Source organism: Aquiflexum balticum DSM 16537 (assembly GCF_900176595.1).
Classification (GTDB): Bacteria; Bacteroidota; Bacteroidia; order Cytophagales; family Cyclobacteriaceae; genus Aquiflexum; species Aquiflexum balticum.
In genome coordinates this window covers 453023-468778 of record NZ_LT838813.1, presented here as the reverse complement: position 1 = coordinate 468778, position 15756 = coordinate 453023, and the positions used below count along the sequence as shown (strand labels likewise).

General features: G+C 41.0%; 12 protein-coding genes. 7 read left to right on the top strand and 5 right to left on the bottom strand.

Annotated elements, in window-relative coordinates; translation table 11 throughout:
• Positions 1-36: 36 nt before the first annotated feature.
• From B9A52_RS02135 to rsgA, 3 genes are read left to right on the top strand one after another with little or no spacing between them, the layout of a single operon-like run.
• Positions 37-897 carry a glycosyltransferase family 2 protein gene (locus tag B9A52_RS02135; protein WP_084118753.1) on the top strand — a complete coding sequence of 287 codons (861 nt, stop codon included), beginning with the start codon at positions 37-39 and terminating at the stop codon, positions 895-897.
• 6 nt (positions 898-903) lie between these two features.
• A complete protein-coding gene (locus tag B9A52_RS02130) occupies positions 904-1920 on the top strand; it encodes a Stealth CR1 domain-containing protein (protein WP_084118752.1) in 1017 nt (338 codons plus the stop codon).
• Complete coding sequence (gene rsgA / locus B9A52_RS02125) at positions 1917-2840, top strand: ribosome small subunit-dependent GTPase A (protein ID WP_084118751.1); 924 nt, start codon at positions 1917-1919, stop codon at positions 2838-2840. Before B9A52_RS02130 ends, rsgA begins: the two co-directional genes overlap by 4 nt.
• Before the next feature lie 564 nt (positions 2841-3404).
• Here the strand turns inward: rsgA and mnmD are convergent.
• The 5 genes from mnmD to B9A52_RS02100 form a co-directional block, all read right to left on the bottom strand.
• The gene (gene mnmD, locus B9A52_RS02120) at positions 3405-4094 is read right to left on the bottom strand and encodes a tRNA (5-methylaminomethyl-2-thiouridine)(34)-methyltransferase MnmD (RefSeq protein ID WP_084118750.1); all 690 of its coding nucleotides are present in this window, start codon (positions 4092-4094) and stop codon (positions 3405-3407) included.
• 1 nt (position 4095) lies between these two features.
• Positions 4096-4578: a 2-C-methyl-D-erythritol 2,4-cyclodiphosphate synthase gene (gene ispF / locus B9A52_RS02115; protein ID WP_084118749.1), complete on the bottom strand. Its 483-nt coding sequence runs from the start codon at positions 4576-4578 to the stop codon at positions 4096-4098.
• Between the two features lie 231 nt (positions 4579-4809).
• Entirely contained in the window at positions 4810-6045 is a 1236-nt protein-coding gene (locus B9A52_RS02110) for a M16 family metallopeptidase (protein ID WP_084118748.1), read from the bottom strand.
• A 52-nt stretch (positions 6046-6097) separates the two neighbouring features.
• On the bottom strand, positions 6098-6304 hold the full coding sequence (locus B9A52_RS02105; protein WP_084118747.1) for a cation transporter: 207 nt from the start codon (positions 6302-6304) through the stop codon (positions 6098-6100).
• 106 nt (positions 6305-6410) lie between these two features.
• Positions 6411-8603 carry a heavy metal translocating P-type ATPase gene (locus B9A52_RS02100; protein WP_084118746.1) on the bottom strand — a complete coding sequence of 731 codons (2193 nt, stop codon included), beginning with the start codon at positions 8601-8603 and terminating at the stop codon, positions 6411-6413.
• Positions 8604-9357: 754 nt separating this feature from the next.
• On the opposite strand from B9A52_RS02100, the gene bshC reads away from it, so the two are divergent.
• The 4 genes from bshC (at position 9358) to B9A52_RS02075 (ending at position 15755) form a co-directional block, all read left to right on the top strand.
• Positions 9358-10929 (top strand): bacillithiol biosynthesis cysteine-adding enzyme BshC, encoded by a 1572-nt coding sequence (bshC, locus tag B9A52_RS02090; protein WP_084118744.1) that lies wholly within the window; start codon positions 9358-9360, stop codon positions 10927-10929.
• A complete protein-coding gene (locus B9A52_RS02085) occupies positions 10922-11491 on the top strand; it encodes a 5-formyltetrahydrofolate cyclo-ligase (protein WP_084118743.1) in 570 nt (189 codons plus the stop codon). Before bshC ends, B9A52_RS02085 begins: the two co-directional genes overlap by 8 nt.
• 220 nt (positions 11492-11711) lie before the next feature.
• Positions 11712-12188: a hypothetical protein gene (locus B9A52_RS02080; protein ID WP_084118742.1), complete on the top strand. Its 477-nt coding sequence runs from the start codon at positions 11712-11714 to the stop codon at positions 12186-12188.
• 459 nt (positions 12189-12647) lie between these two features.
• Entirely contained in the window at positions 12648-15755 is a 3108-nt protein-coding gene (locus tag B9A52_RS02075) for a SusC/RagA family TonB-linked outer membrane protein (protein WP_084118741.1), read from the top strand.
• Position 15756: the final 1 nt, after the last annotated feature.

The following is a 15756-nucleotide window of genomic DNA, read 5'->3' as shown; positions in this document are numbered from 1 at the left end:
AGTACCTTTGCTGGGTTTAGAAGCATTTAGAAAGATATGCAAGAGATTAAACCAGCCAAAAATTTCAAGAAAGTTGCCGTAATTACCATGGCAAGAAATGATGATTTTTTTTTAACCCGCTGGATCAATTATTATGGGAAGGAGCTGGGAGAAGAAAATTTGTATATCTATCTGGACGGTGAAGATCAGCCCGTTCCCAAAAATGCAGGGAAAGTGAATGTTTTCCATGAAAAGAGAGTGGTTGAACATGTGGTCTCTGCAGAAAAGCGCCGATTGTCTTTTCTTTCAAATGTAGCCAAATCATTACTGCAAAGTTATGATGTCATTATAGGGGTCGATGCCGATGAATTTTTGGTGGTAGATCCAAAATGTAGTAAAACCTTGGCTGAATATCTCAGTGCCATTGATATCCAATATTCTGTTTCGGGACTTGGAATGGATGTGGGCCAGTTTATGGGTAAAGAAGACACATTAAATGTTGATCTGCCATTTCTTTCACAAAGAGAATATGCCCTGATTTCTTCCCGATATACCAAGCCTTCTGTAATTTCAAAACCGGTAAATTGGGGCTCTGGTTTTCATCGGGTGAAAGGTCACAACTTCAGGATTGATCCGAACTTATACCTTTTTCATTTCGGTTCTGTAGACTATAAAATGATTCAGGACCGTTTTCTGGATAAAGACAGGATGGCGACCGGTCGGGAAGGGCACATAAAAAAACGTGCCAAAACAATTGATATCATCACCAAAGCAAAGGCAAAAACTGATGAGAAATGGCTTTCTATCGCCCGTGATTTTCAGACTTTTATTCGACCGATATATGCGTGGAACAAACCCACTATGGCCAAATGGAAGTTGGTGGTTAAAATTCCTGACCGATTCAAAGGGATCGTATAAGTCGACATGATGAATTCCGAAGAAATAGGACCAATAGATGTAGTGATTGCTTGGGTGGATGGAAACGATCCCAAACATAGACGTAAGATGGAAAAGATTCTTGGAGGTAAATCCAGGGAAAAAATCCCGGGTGCAGACAATACCCGATTTGGGAATGTGAATGAATTAAAGTACAGTTTGTTGTCCATTTTCACTTTTGCGTCTTTTGTAAGGAAGGTTTTTATAGTGACAGATGAACAAGACCCCCAAGTCGCGCCTTATATCAATACCTATTTTCCAGAGAGATTGAAAGATATCAGAATAGTGGACCACAAAGAGATCTTTCGGGGATATGAAAAGTTTTTGCCGACTTTCAACAGCAGGTCTATTGAATCTGTTATTTGGAGAATTGAAGGGTTATCAGACAATTTCGTTTATCTCAGTGACGACATGTTTTTGGTGAAGGAAATCAGGCCTGAAGATTGGTTTATTGATCGTATGCCTGTGATGAGGGGAAAATGGCTTGCTGCACCATTTTTCAGAAATATCTGGAACGGCTTGCGGAAAGGTGTGCATAAATCGGTTTTGAACAATGAAGATTTTCAACCAAAACCTTCTTTCCATGTCGGGCAATGGAATGCAGCCGCACTTTTAGGATTCAGATGGCGCTATTTTTTCTCCAGCCATACACCCCATGCGATGAAAAAAGAAACTGTCGAGAACTTTTTTCTCAAAAATCCGGACATCCTTCAAAAGCAAATAGCTTATAAATTCCGCCATAACGAGCAATTTAATGTTGCTTCTCTTACTTATCATTTGGAGATTTTGAAAGGGAATAAAAACTTTGCAAAACCTGCTTTTTCCTTTCTACATCCTTATGGAAGAAATCAGGGTTATATCGATAATAAATTGAAAAAGTGTGAAGAAAATCCTGAGCTAATTTACATGAATATCCAAAGTCTGGAGTTGTGTGAAAGAAGTGATCAGGATAAACTCATAGGTTGGATGGAAAAAAATTTAAAGCTGTCAGACTCAAAATCATGAAAGGAAGAGTCATTAAATCCACTGGCAGTTGGTATATAGTGCAGACCGATGCCGGAATCATCAATGCACGGCTTAGGGGTAAATTCAAGCAGGATGATCTCAAATTGACAAATCCCATAGCTGTTGGGGATTATGTGGAAGTCAAAAAGGAAGAAGACCAACCCACCTCTGTCATTACGGATATTTTGCCAAGGGAGAATTACATTATCCGCAAATCAACCAGAAAAGCCCATTTCTCGCATATTCTGGCATCCAATATTGATCAGGCCTATCTCATCATTACCCTCAAAAATCCCCGGACTTCACTTGGTTTTATTGACAGGTTTCTGGTCAGTACAGAAAGCTTCCGGATTCCCGCAATGATCTTGGTCAACAAGATGGATGTGGGCTACAAGGAAAAGGATATGGAATACCTTCAGGATATCAAGGATATTTATCCTCCTTTGGGCTACCCGGTTTTGGAGATTTCAGCGCTTCATGCAGCGGATTTGCAGCAACAGTTTATGCCGCTGTTAAAAGGGAAAACAACTTTACTTTCGGGGCATTCCGGAGTAGGAAAATCTACTTTTCTCAATAAAATTATTCCTGAGGCAGGACAATTCACCCAGGAAATATCCAAGTTCTCCTCAAAAGGAGTCCACACCACGACATTTGCTGAAATGTTTCCCATTGAAAACGGCGGATACCTGATCGATACACCGGGGATCAAAGAATTCGGGATTTTGGATATCGGAGAATTTGAACTCTCCCATTATTTTGTGGAAATGCGGAAATACCTTGGGCAATGCCGCTACAACAATTGCCAACATATCAACGAACCCGGCTGTGTGGTCCTTCAAAAACTCGAAGAAGGATACATCCATCCCTACCGCTATGACAGCTATGTCAAGATACTTTTTGAAGAAGATGATAGGAGATGAGGGATTATAGGATAATCCTTTTTGCTTCCAGAGTTGAATTATTGATTTATTGAGGATTCAATGTTTGAAGGAAGGTTGAAATATTTTGAAATCCTCCTGATGCTGAAAAGTTATCGGGTTTTGCGTCATTCAGAACGAGCTTTCTGAAAACCTTAAAGCAATCTGAAAACATTACAGCGAAGTGAAGAATCCCCTTAGGTTTAGGAGACTCTTCACTACGTTCAGAGTGACGCTTCGGAATTCTGTCAATGGTAGTAATGAAAATTTGGCATTTACAGAAAAGGGAATGACATCAAGGTGGGCGTCATCCTGAGGTACGAAGGATCTCCAGCGGTCCTATTTATGATTATATTTACCGTTTTCTGATCCCCATGAGATGCTTCTCTACGTTCAGCATGACGGCAGCTCCGATGATGATGTCATTGGTAGGTACGAGGAATCTCCAGAGGTACAATTAAACGGTTGAATTACTTGAAGAATATTTAACCTTTTTAGTAAAAATCATCCTTTTCCTGAACCTCGGGAGATGCTTCTCTTCGTTCAGCATGACGCTCCGAAAATCTGTCAATGGGAAGGCTTGACAGCCCTTACCATTTCCTTTTTGCCGGGAGGGCCAGGGAGGGTTTCCACTTCCAATCCCAGTTCTTTCAAATCCCGCTTTAATTGGCCTTTGGCGCAATAGGTAGTAAAGATTGCACCGGGATTCATGGTGTCTACTACTTTGTCCAATATTTCTTTTGTCCAAAGTTCCGGTTGCTTATTCGGAGCAAACGCATCATAAAAAACCACATCAGAAGGGTAGAGGACAGCCTCTTCCAAAGTGACTTTGTCTTTTTTCATATTGAAATATTCGGACATGACCACCCCTTCATTCCAGGGTGCAGTATGCAATCTTTTGAAATAGGAAGCATAATGATAAATACTGGTATCCACTTCTGTATAATTGAGCTGTGAATAGATCTCCTTTTCCAAAGGGAATGGCTCGATGGTGTGGTATAACACAGGGACTTTATATTGCTCCGCCCAAACCAATGTCAGCCAGGCATTGAGCCCAGTCCCAAAACCCACTTCAAAAATCCTGATGGGAAATGTTTCAGGGTTTCTCATGTACCATGTTTCCAGGCCATAGAGCATAAACACATGGATGGATTCCCGGTAGGCGCCATGAAAAGAATGATAGCTTTCGTTCAATTCGGGGACGAACAACGAATGTGAACCGTCTTCTGTGGTAATGATCTTGACTTCCCGGGACATTTTACTTGGAATAGATTAATGCAACACAATAAGCAGAGACTCCTTCTTCTCTGCCAACAAAACCCAGATTTTCTGTAGTCGTGGCCTTGATGGAAATATTTCTTTCCTCAACCCCCATGACCTCAGACAGGCATTTTTTCATGGCCGGGATATGGGGATTGACTTTTGGTAATTGGAGACAGACTGTGGTATCGATATTGCCGACTTCATAACCTTCATTTCTGAGCAGAATCATCACTTCTTTCAAGAGGATCTTGCTGTCTATGCCCTTATACTTAGGGTCTTTATCAGAAAAATGATAACCGATGTCTCTGAGATTGGCCGCACCCAATAGGGCATCACAGATCACATGAATCAGTACATCAGCATCTGAATGGCCCACAGCCCCTTTTTCATGCTCCAACTTGATACCCCCAAGCCAGAAATCATAACCCGCTTGTAGCTGATGAACATCGTAACCGAAACCTATTCTGAAGTTTGACATATTTTTTATTTTGACTTAAGACATAAGACACAAGATGTAAGACTTGGAAAACCTTTGGGGTTTTAAAAACCCCGAAGGTTTGACTTAATGGGAATCAATGCCATTCAGATGTTCGGGAACCAAAAGATATATTCCCATGAAAATCCGGAAATTAAGAAACTGGATTTTGTTACCAATCTTATAATTTTGCCTTCCCTACTTGGTACTTGGTACATTGTACATTGTACTATTTTACTTCCCCTTATAATACAACACCGAAGCATTGTCTTCCCTGAGGATTTGATTGGCCCAATCCAGTATTTGTTCTGCCGGGATTTGGGTTTTCTTTTCGTATTCGGTCTGATAGTAATCAGCATCGCCCAAGTGCGCATAGTAGGCCAAACTCATGGCCCTGTTCAATAACTGAACAGATTCATAGGTTTTCATGGCTTCCGCCTGATTTTTGACTTTGGTCAGGGTTTCTTCAGAGATGGTGGATTGGACAAAAGTTTGAATTACTTCATCCAAAGCTTTCTCAGCGAGTTCGGCGCTTTGTCCTTTTTCCATTTTCCCTGAAAACACCAATAATCCGGGGTCAACCGTACCATAGATATAAGCGCCAATGGATGCAAATATATTCCCGTTTTTTACCAGTTGCTGCTCCAATATGGAAGATCGGCCAAAACCCAGAATATCTGTAATCAGGTCCGCTTCCAGGTACCCATCCTGTAATTTTGCAGGCATGTGATAAACTTTGTAAAGGGCATCTGTGGGCACATCAGCTTGGACTGTATGGACTTTTTTTGCAGTTTGAGGCAACTCTTGATTGATTGTCTTTTTTGGGATTTGTCCTGAGGGGATATCGGCAAACCATTTTTGCGAAAGATTTTTTATTTGGTCCAATGTCACATCTCCTGCCACCACTAAGATAGCATTGTCAGGACGGTAATGGGTAAAATAAAACTCTTCCACATCCTTCCTTTCATATTGGATGATATCTTCGAGATTTCTACCGATTGTTGGCCACTGATAGGGATGGGTTTCGAATGCCAATTTCCTGACGTGATGGTGGACATCACCGTAGGGTTGATTCAAATACCGCTGTTTGAACTCTTCAATCACCACCTTTCGCTGTGTCTCGATCGTTTTTTCACTGAGATTCAACTGAAGCATCCTATCTGATTCCAGCCAAAAAGCGGTTTCTATATTGGTCGCAGGAAGCGTGATATAGTAATTGGTAATATCTGTATTAGTAAATGCGTTGGAAGATCCACCGACTTTATCAAGTGCAGTATCAAATGCCGGGACATTTTTCGAACCACCAAACATCAAGTGTTCGAAGTAGTGGGCCAATCCGGTCTTTCCGGGAATTTCATTTCTCGATCCTACCTTATACAGGATATTCATCACTGCTATCTTGGTACCATGATCCTCATGGACCAATACCTGCAGGCCGTTTTCAAGTACAAATTTGTGGTAGTGGATCATCGAAAATTTTGGGCAAAGCTAATAAATTAAAGCAAATCAGACCGGAATTGTTTTAGGAAATGATTTCTCCCTTATACCCTGATTTTTCCAAAGCCTCGAGAACTGCCTCTTCTTCAAGATTTCCCTCTACGGTCAAAATCCTGTCAGGATGGGTCAGGTCAACACTCCAGGATTGGGCAGATAATTTTTCCATTTCAGGGGTAATGGTGGCTACACAAGCTCCGCACTTCACATTGGTTTTGAATTCGATTTTTTTCATAGTTTTATTAAGATTTGAGACACAAGACACAAGACGCAAGATACAAGATTTAGGTCTCAGGTTTAAGACCTCTTCCGCGGTGGACAAGACCTGAAATACCTACCACCTACCCCCGCCTTAATCTCAGACTGTTTCCTACTACTGATACAGAACTGAGTGCCATCGCTGCTGCCGCCAACATGGGATTTAAAAGAAATCCAAATGAAGGGTAAAGGATGCCGGCGGCTATGGGGATGCCAATGATATTATAAATAAATGCCCAAAAGAGGTTTTGCCTAATTATGCTCACCGTTTTTTTGGTCAAAAGCAGTGTTTTTGGAATTTGACTTAAGTCTGAATGAACCAGGGTAACTTCTGCCACTTCCATGGCTATATCAGTCCCTTTTCCCATGGCAATGCTCAGATCTGCATATCCCAAAGCTTCACTGTCATTGATGCCATCACCGGCCATGGCTACTTTCTTTCCGGTAGATTGTAATTGTTGGACATAAGAAGCCTTGTCCTGAGGTAGCATTTCCGCACTAAAATGTTCAATGCCTACTTCATTAGCCACCCAAGCCGCAGTGTTTTTTTGGTCTCCGGTCAGCATATGGATACTGATACCCATTTTCTTTAATTCTGAAATGGCCTTGATGGATGTTTCTTTGATCGGATCTGCGATTTTAAAGAGTCCGATATGTTGATGGTCTTTGGCCGCAAATACGATAATTGCCCCTTCCTGCAATGAGTCGTCTGCAATCTTCAAGAGCTTTTCGTCCAGGATTACCCCTTCCTGTTCCAGCCATTTTGAATTACCGATCCTGAATTCAGATGTCTCTGATTTACCCCATACCCCTTTACCGGTGACACTTTTGAATGATTTTAGGGGCAGTGCTTTGGAATCTTTCGACAGGGAAGTACTGATGGCATTTGCTAATGGATGTTCACTTTTTGATTCCAAGGCTAGGAGATAAGACAGGTCAGATTTTTCGCATTTATCTGAAAAATACGCCTCTGTCACTTTTGGATTGCCTTCTGTGATCGTACCGGTCTTATCCAGGACCAAAGTGTCGATTTCTTTTCCTTTTTCCAGGCTTTCAGCATTCTTGATAAGAATCCCCATTTCGGCACCTTTGCCCATGGCGGCCATGATAGCGGTAGGTGTGGCCAGACCAAGCGCACAGGGACAGGCAATCACCAATACTGTAATCATAGCCAACATCCCCCTCAACCAGGAATCTTCCACCCCACTGAATCCCCACACAAGAAATGTAATCAATCCGATCAACAATACAGTAGGTACAAATATCCCGGCTACCTGATCGACCATCTTCTGTACTGGGGCTTTTGAGCCTTGTGCTTTTTTCACCCTTTGGATAATCTGCGATAATAGGGTGTGATCACCAACCTGTTCGGCTTGAAAGGTAAAACTACCTTCCTGATTAACGGTTCCGGCAAAAACTTTGTCTCCCGATGATTTGATAAGGGGAATGGGTTCTCCGGTCAACATGCTTTCATTTACATAAGAAGTACCTTCCAATACTTTTCCGTCCAAAGGGATTTTCTGGCCCGGTTTGACCAGAATCACTTCTCCTTTTTTGACTTCAGAGGTTTTTTTGAGATTTTCTACACCGTTTTCCACTACTATCAAGTCCTGTGGCTGTAAACCCATCAGTTTTTTCAAAGCTGCACCGGTTCCTGCTTTTGCGCCCGATTCCAGGGTCTTTCCCAGTAGAATAAAAAAAATGATCACTGCCGCTGCCTCAAAATACACATGGGGAACAAGACCTTTTGCCAAAAGAAATTCAGGGAAAAAGGTGTTGAAACTGCTATAGATATAAGCGATTCCTGTACTGAGGGCGACCAAAGTATCCATATTGGCCTCTTTGTTTTTGGCCAATTTCCAGGCCTGTTTGAAAAACTGATTCCCGAAAACCAATAAAACCGGAGTTGTAAAAACCCACATGATGTAATTGCCATAGGGCATATCCATCCAAAACATGCCTATCAGGAAAACAGGTAAAGCCAGTAGACCGGCATATCTTGTTTTTCTTTTTAAATCAATGTGAGCCTCTTTTTGTAGGTTTTCCAGGTCTTCCTGCTCGATTTTCTCAATCAAGAGATCGTAACCACTGGCTTTTACCTGCTGCTGTAACTCATCGAGAGAAACTTCCACTTCATCCCATTCCACCCAGGCGATCTGATTGGCATAATTGACAGCAGCTTTTTTTACTCCCGGACTGTTTCCCAATGTTTTCTCCACGCTGATGGCACATGCTGCACAACTCATTCCGGTTACGGGTATTTCTTGTTTTTTCATTTTTTTTTATACTTGAGACTTGAGACATGCCTACCGGCAGGCAGACATGAGACTTGAGATACTGAGGTAAAGATGGGAATAGCGTCATTGTGCCTGCCTGCCTTTGGCAGGATAAGCACTTAGGTCTCCCGTCCTTCCCCAACTTCCCACTTTCTCATAAATTTTCACGCTATCAGCAGATCAGATTAATTAAACCCCTTCAGGGTTTTAGGAACGCTCATTCCTATTTTAAATCCTCCGGGTTTCACCCGGGGCAAATACCCCTTCGGGATTGAATCCCTATCGGGATTTCCAATTACACTGAGCCCATTTCTGGGATTCTTTACTCCACAGGGAATCCAAACTTCGGTCTTCTGTCTTCCGTCTTTCCCCAACATCGGTCATCGGACAAAACTCCCAACTCCCCATTTCCCACAGCGAATTACTCTTCCTCCATAGGGGATTCCTCACTTCGCTTAAGGTTTATCCATGGTTTTAAGATTTCAAGAAGCTCGTTCTGAATGACGATTCCCCAAACTTCGGTCTTCGGTCTTCGGTCTCCCGTCTTTCCCCAACATCGGTCATCGGTCATCCGACAAAACTCCTTACTCCACAAATCTACCCATCTTCCCTTCTATATCCCTTACATAATTTTTGAAATTATTAAACTGATGGGAAACCGTTCTTGTAATTCGGGAAAAAAAGCGAACTTTATCATTTGTTGACAAGTTTACTTCTATTGTACTTTCAAACATTTTGTTGAACCCTTATTTCCATGATCAAATCCACTGTTGACCCAGCGTGTACCGGACAGTTTTCACCCCTATTTTTAGATTATATCCGCCAAAAACCAGAAACCTTCTCTTTCTACAATCAGTATCCTGAAATTTCGAATTTCGAAAACCTGATCAAAGGAAAGAATTTCAGCTTATCTAACAGGCAGATCTTAGTGGACTCATTGAAAAAACAATATGCGGGTTTTGAGGGGGATGCATTGATTATGGAACAGATTTCTTCCCTGTCAGATTCAAAAACCTTTACGGTTACTACAGGTCATCAGCTGAACCTTTTTACCGGACCACTATATTTTATTTATAAAATTGTTGCTACGATCAATCTTGCAGAGCGGTTAAAGAAAGCATACCCGGACTGTCACTTTGTCCCGGTTTATTGGATGGCTACTGAAGACCATGATTTTGAAGAAATCAATTATTTCAAGTTGAATGGAAAGAAATATCAATGGAAATCTCCTCAAAAAGGTGCAGTTGGGGATTTTAAATTGGATGAGACTTTCAGAGGGTTTTTCCAACAAGTGGCATTCTTTGTTCCTGATTTTTTTAAGGAGGCCTATCAGAAATCAGAGAAGTTGTCGGAAGCAGTCAGGAAATATGTTCACCATTTATTTGGAGATAAAGGCTTGATAGTAGTGGATGGAAATGATGCCAACTTAAAACGTCTTTTCATTCCGGTTATTAAAGAGGATTTGGTAAACCAAGCGCCCAGTAGATTTGCGAGTGACCAAAGCAGCAAACTGGATGATTTGGGTTATAAAAGTCAGATTTATCCAAGGGATATCAATCTCTTTTATATGGTGGATGGACTCCGGGAAAGGATTGAAAAAAGTGACTCTATATATAAGGTGTTAAATACAGCTGTTTCTTTCTCAGAAAATGAGATTCTTGAGGAGTTGGACCTGCACCCTGAAAGATTCAGTCCAAATGTCGTTTTGAGACCTTTGTACCAGGAAATGATTCTTCCGAATTTGGCATACCTAGGCGGCCCAGCAGAAGTTATATATTGGTTGCAGCTCAAATCCATGTTCGATCATTTTGAAGTTCAGTTTCCTGCCATCATGCCAAGGAATTTTGCATTGGTCCTTGACACAGTTGCTTCCAGAAAAATTAATCAGCTTGGACTAAAAGATGAAGAGTTGTTCAAAACGGTTTTGGATTGGAAAAAAGCTTTTGTTCTGAACCATGCTGTTGTTGATTTTCAGTTTGAGCAAGAAAAGGAAAGTATGTCCAGGATTTTTGAACAGACAGGTCAAAAAGCCTCAGAATTGGAAAAAAGCCTCGGCAATGCATTTGAAGCAGGTAAGGTGAGAGCGCTGAAAATCATGGATCAATTGTCCAAAAAAGTCAGAAAAGCCGAAGAGAGAAGGCAATCCGTTCAAATCCGCCGAAGAGAGGATATTCAGGAACTACTTTTTCCTGGAGGAAGCCCGCAGGAAAGGGTAGAGAATTTCATGAAGTTTTACTTGGAAGCACCAGACTTTTTAGATGAACTTTTCGAATTGTTTGATCCATTTGATTTTAATTACATAATATTAAAGTCTGAAAATGGATAAGAAGACAATCCGGGAGCAGTATTTATTGAAGAGGAGATTACTTACTACTGAGGAAATAAATGCTCAATCCGAAATAATTTCCAAAAGATTGTTGGATTTTCTAAGCATTCGCCCTGAAATAAGGCACATACATATATTTCTACCTATCAAACGTTTCAATGAAGTGAACACCTTTCCACTTTTTGAGCGGCTTCAGGGTTCAGGTTATCATCTGTATACTTCTGAGGTCAATAAATTGGAAGATACCTTGGATACTTTTGAAATCTCGGAAGTCAAAGAATTCAAATTGAATTCTTGGGGCATACCTTTTCCGATTGGGGCTGTAAAGGTTGAACCTGATAAAATCCAGTTGGTTCTGATTCCCTTGCTGGCATTTGATAAAAAGGGATACAGGATAGGCTATGGTAAAGGATATTATGATAAATTCCTTTCGAAAATAGCTGACTCGGTATGGAAGGTAGGTCTTACTTTTTTTCCTCCTGAAAATATTTTACCTGCTGAATCCCACGATATTGGGCTTAATTATTGTATCACTCCCGAAAAAATTCATGTTTTTGAATGATTTTGTAAAAATATTTCGGTGAATTGCTTTATTTCGTCTTGGATTCAGTAAAGCAAAAAAAGTCACCAATGCTGAAAGTGTTTCTTATCTATCTCAAATTCAAGTCCAAGTTTTAAAAGGATACCTTTTCCAATCTCGGATTGCCATCCACTTTCCGAGAGAAAGAAGACTTCTCCCTAATTCAGACATCCCAATTAATTATCACCCAATTTTTAAAATCATGAAAAAATCACTCTTCTTATTAATGTCTTTGGCCTTAATGGCATTTGCCCAGGAAACCAAAGCCCAATACAATACAGGTATAGGTATCAGAACAGGAACCGGAAATGGACTTACCGTCAAGCAGTTTATCAATGAGACAATGGCAGTGGAGGGACTGCTGTACACTAGGTGGGGTGGGCTTATAGTTACGGGATTATTTGAGGTCCACAATAATATCAGAGAAGTCAGGGGCTTGGATTGGTATTTTGGTGGAGGTGCGCATTATGGAACCTGGAACGCTGAAAACAGAAATACCCCATGGGGTGATAACCGGACAAGTTCATCCGAATTCGGATTGGATGCCATTATTGGTCTGGATTATAAATTCTATAATGCCCCCATCAATGTTTCTCTGGATTGGAAGCCAGCATATAGTTTTGGGGAATCCGGACTTTGGGAAGACGAAATAGGCATTTCTGTAAGATTTGCCTTTTAATTTCATTTAAACAATAATCTTGGGGGATTATTTTAATTATTGGAAATTAATTTAAAAAGAATTAGATCAGCGCAATCTTGGATAATTTTTTAGTTTAAAGGATTAAATTTGGAGAATAGTTGATCCGGGCAATTTGAAAGTTTATTTTTTTGAAATTTTCAGTTAAAACTTTTCCCAAGGCAGGTCCCAAAATTAAAGCATTCAAAATAAAATAAGGTTAGGAGTGCATTTTATTGAAAAAAAATAAAATTAATTGATTAAAATAGAAAGAAAGGGGCCTTTATTTACCGTTTTTGAAATAATGTTGGGGAAAAAGTTGTTTTGTACTTTTAATTCTACCTATTCCAATAAATTGAACTCAAAAATGACTTCCCTTTTATTCTTTAATCTTGCTTTTATTAATAAAAGTATTCATAATTGCATTGTTAATTACTGTTAAATAATCTTAAAGACAAACGTATGAAGAAAGTTTTACTAGGCTTTGCGTTGACACTAATCACGGTTTTCTCCGTAGTGGCGCAGAGTAGGACTGTAACTGGACGCGTAACTTCGGCGGATGAGCCGGATGGTGTACCAGGGGTCAATGTCCAAGTTAAAGGTACCGCCGCTGGGTCGGTAACTGACCTTGATGGGAATTTCTCAGTGAATGTTCCTTCTGGAAGCAATACCTTAGTATTCAGTTTTGTTGGATACAGGACTCAGGAAATGCTCATTGATGGGAGATCCATTCTGGATGTTGTTATGCAGCCAGACATAAGTGCGCTCTCTGAAGTAGTGGTCACCGCACAAGGTATAGAACGGGATGAAAGATCCTTGGGGTATTCATTGCAGTCGATCAAGGGAGATGCATTGTCCCAAAAATCAGAGCCCAATTTACTGAATGCCCTACAAGGTAAAGTTGCCGGTGTAACCATTGGTGGTTCATCGGGGGGTGCAGGTACTTCTACCAATATTAACATCAGAGGTATAACTTCTTTTACCGGAAGTAACCAACCACTGATCGTTGTGGATGGAATTATCTTTAGTAATGACACGGATAATACTCAAACTGGGGTATTCGGTTCTCAACCGGGTAACAGATTAAATGACATTGCTCCTGAAAGCATCCAATCCATCAATATCCTGAAAGGTCCTGCTGCTGCCGTACTTTATGGCTCCAGGGCTTCTGCAGGTGCCATTATTATTACAACCAAAAGCGGTAGGGGATTGAGTGACAAGACTGAAATCACAGTGACTTCTTCCTTGAACCTTCAGGATCCTATTGATTATGCACCCCTGCAGAACGATTATGGTCAAGGTACGCAAAACAATTTTGTCCCTACTACCACGGCCTCTTGGGGCCCAAGATTCGGAACTCCAGGTTTTGATACAGTAGTGAATACGCAAGGTGAAACGGTTCCTTATCGGGCATTTCCTAATCATTTCAGAGAATTTTTCCAGACAGGAAGAATTTTTCAAAATGGAATTAATATTGCGTCAGGTAATGCAGACGAAAACTATGTGTTGAATTTGAGTTCCACTAATCAGGAAGGTATTATTCCAAACACTGGTTTTGACAGGTATAGCGTTCAGGTAGGTGGTAACAAAAAACTCCAAAATGGGGTTAAAGTTGGAGGCACTATGACCTATGTAAAATCCAAGCAAAGAGCGGGTACTGCTGGTAATGGAGGTTCTGCTTTGGGTCAGATGACCCGTATCCCAAGGTCTTTTGATTTTTCAGGAAGGCCATTTCAGGATGAATTGGGCAGAAGTATTTATTACAACCCTGCTCAGAACCACCCTTTATGGAGTGCGGAAAATGAATTATTCGATTTGAATGTAGACAGGATTTTCGGTAATTTAAACGTAGGGTATGATTTTACAGACTGGTTGAATGTAACTTATAGAGCTACTGCTGATACTTACACTGATAGAAGAAAGCAAACCCTTAGAATCGGAGCGGCAAGGGCTCCTCAGGGCCAGTTGGATGAAGATGTGCTTTTCAGATCTGAATTGAATGGTGATTTGATGATCACCATGAGAAAAGCTAATCTATTTGCTGAAGGTATCAATGCCAATTTGCTTTTGGGTCAAAATATCAATCAAAGGGATTTCCAAAATGTGGGTGTGGTAGGTGAATCACTGACCATCCCGGGATTTGACAACGTCAGCAATGCATCAGTATTTACCAACTCCTCAGAATCTAAATCCAGAAGAAGACTGATAGGTTATTATGCGCAGCTCAGCTTAGATTATAATGATTACCTGTTTTTGGAATTGTCAGGTAGGGTGGATCAGTCCTCTACATTGCCAACAACCAGTAATGCTTATTTCTATCCATCAATTGCAGCAAGTTTTGTACCAACCGATGCATTCAACATTCAATCTGATATTCTTTCTTATGCAAAAGTCAGGGCAAGTGCAGCAAGGGTAGGTAGAGATGCAGATCCATATTTACTCCAATCCGTATTGGTCAGTGCTGGATATGGAAATAACGTTGCCAGTATCAATTTCCCGATTTCAGTAGCGGGCGGTAGTATCCCCGGATTTACTCCTGCAGGAAGAATCGGAAGTTTTGAACTGACTCCTGAATTTGTTACAGCATATGAAGTAGGTTTGAACTTAGGATTATTCAATAACAGATTCGGTTTGGATCTTGCTTACTTTAATACCGTCAGTACCAATCAGATCTTCAACGTGGCGGTTTCTCCATCAACAGGATTTGATACCAGAACCACTAACATTGGTGAAATGACCAATAAAGGTATTGAAGCAGTGTTGTCTTCAACTATATTCAAAAGAGGAGACTTCACTTGGGATGCCAACCTGAACTTTACCAGGATCAGAAATGAAGTTGTTTCTATTGCTGAAGGGGTTGACAATTCAGGCATTCCTCCGGGAGGATTTATTGGGATCACATCTTCTATTGCTGTAGGCCAACCTTATGGAGTGGTCATTTCTACGGCATTCCCAAGAAATGAAAATGGTGATTTATTGGTAAACCCAACCACAGGTGCTTATGCCCCAGGTGTTCCAAATTCAGTAATTGCCAATGTCCAGCCGGATTGGTTGGCAGGATTGGCAAATACTTTTACCTATAAAAACCTTACTTTCTATGCATTGATTGATGCAAGATATGGAGGTCAACTGTATTCTTTCAACCAAGTTGATTTAAGAACAGGAGGTCACATTGACTATACTGGAGTAGACAGAGATCAGCCCAGAATTCTTCCTGGAGTGATTGCAAATGGGGATGGAACTTACAGACCTAATAATATTCAAGTACCTGCTCAGACCTACTATGGTAGTTTAGGTGGTTTGGCTTCTGAAGGCGCAGTATTTGATGCGACCGTTTATAGGTTAAGGGAAGTTTCCTTAAGCTACAGTATTCCGGCAAGAGTCCTTAGGTCCACGCCATTTGGCCAGGCTTCGTTTGGAGTATCAGCCAGAAACCTGTTCTTCTTCGCTCCGGGCTTCCCGGCAGATCCCGAAGTAAATACCCAAGGTGCTGGAAATATCCAAGGGATGGATTTGAGCGGTGCGCCTCAAACAAGGAATTACGGTGTTAACTTGAGATTTACATTATAAT

Excerpts from the sequence above, each read along its gene's own strand:
- B9A52_RS02135 (WP_084118753.1), top strand. The coding sequence starts at position 37 with ATGCAAGAGATTAAACCAGCCAAAAATTTCAAGAAAGTTGCCGTAATT.
- B9A52_RS02130 (WP_084118752.1), top strand. The coding sequence starts at position 904 with ATGATGAATTCCGAAGAAATAGGACCAATAGATGTAGTGATTGCTTGG.
- rsgA (WP_084118751.1), top strand. The coding sequence starts at position 1,917 with ATGAAAGGAAGAGTCATTAAATCCACTGGCAGTTGGTATATAGTGCAG.
- mnmD (WP_084118750.1), bottom strand. The coding sequence starts at position 4,094 with ATGTCCCGGGAAGTCAAGATCATTACCACAGAAGACGGTTCACATTCG.
- ispF (WP_084118749.1), bottom strand. The coding sequence starts at position 4,578 with ATGTCAAACTTCAGAATAGGTTTCGGTTACGATGTTCATCAGCTACAA.
- B9A52_RS02110 (WP_084118748.1), bottom strand. The coding sequence starts at position 6,045 with ATGATCCACTACCACAAATTTGTACTTGAAAACGGCCTGCAGGTATTG.
- B9A52_RS02105 (WP_084118747.1), bottom strand. The coding sequence starts at position 6,304 with ATGAAAAAAATCGAATTCAAAACCAATGTGAAGTGCGGAGCTTGTGTA.
- B9A52_RS02100 (WP_084118746.1), bottom strand. The coding sequence starts at position 8,603 with ATGAAAAAACAAGAAATACCCGTAACCGGAATGAGTTGTGCAGCATGT.
- bshC (WP_084118744.1), top strand. The coding sequence starts at position 9,358 with ATGATCAAATCCACTGTTGACCCAGCGTGTACCGGACAGTTTTCACCC.
- B9A52_RS02085 (WP_084118743.1), top strand. The coding sequence starts at position 10,922 with ATGGATAAGAAGACAATCCGGGAGCAGTATTTATTGAAGAGGAGATTA.
- B9A52_RS02080 (WP_084118742.1), top strand. The coding sequence starts at position 11,712 with ATGAAAAAATCACTCTTCTTATTAATGTCTTTGGCCTTAATGGCATTT.
- B9A52_RS02075 (WP_084118741.1), top strand. The coding sequence starts at position 12,648 with ATGAAGAAAGTTTTACTAGGCTTTGCGTTGACACTAATCACGGTTTTC.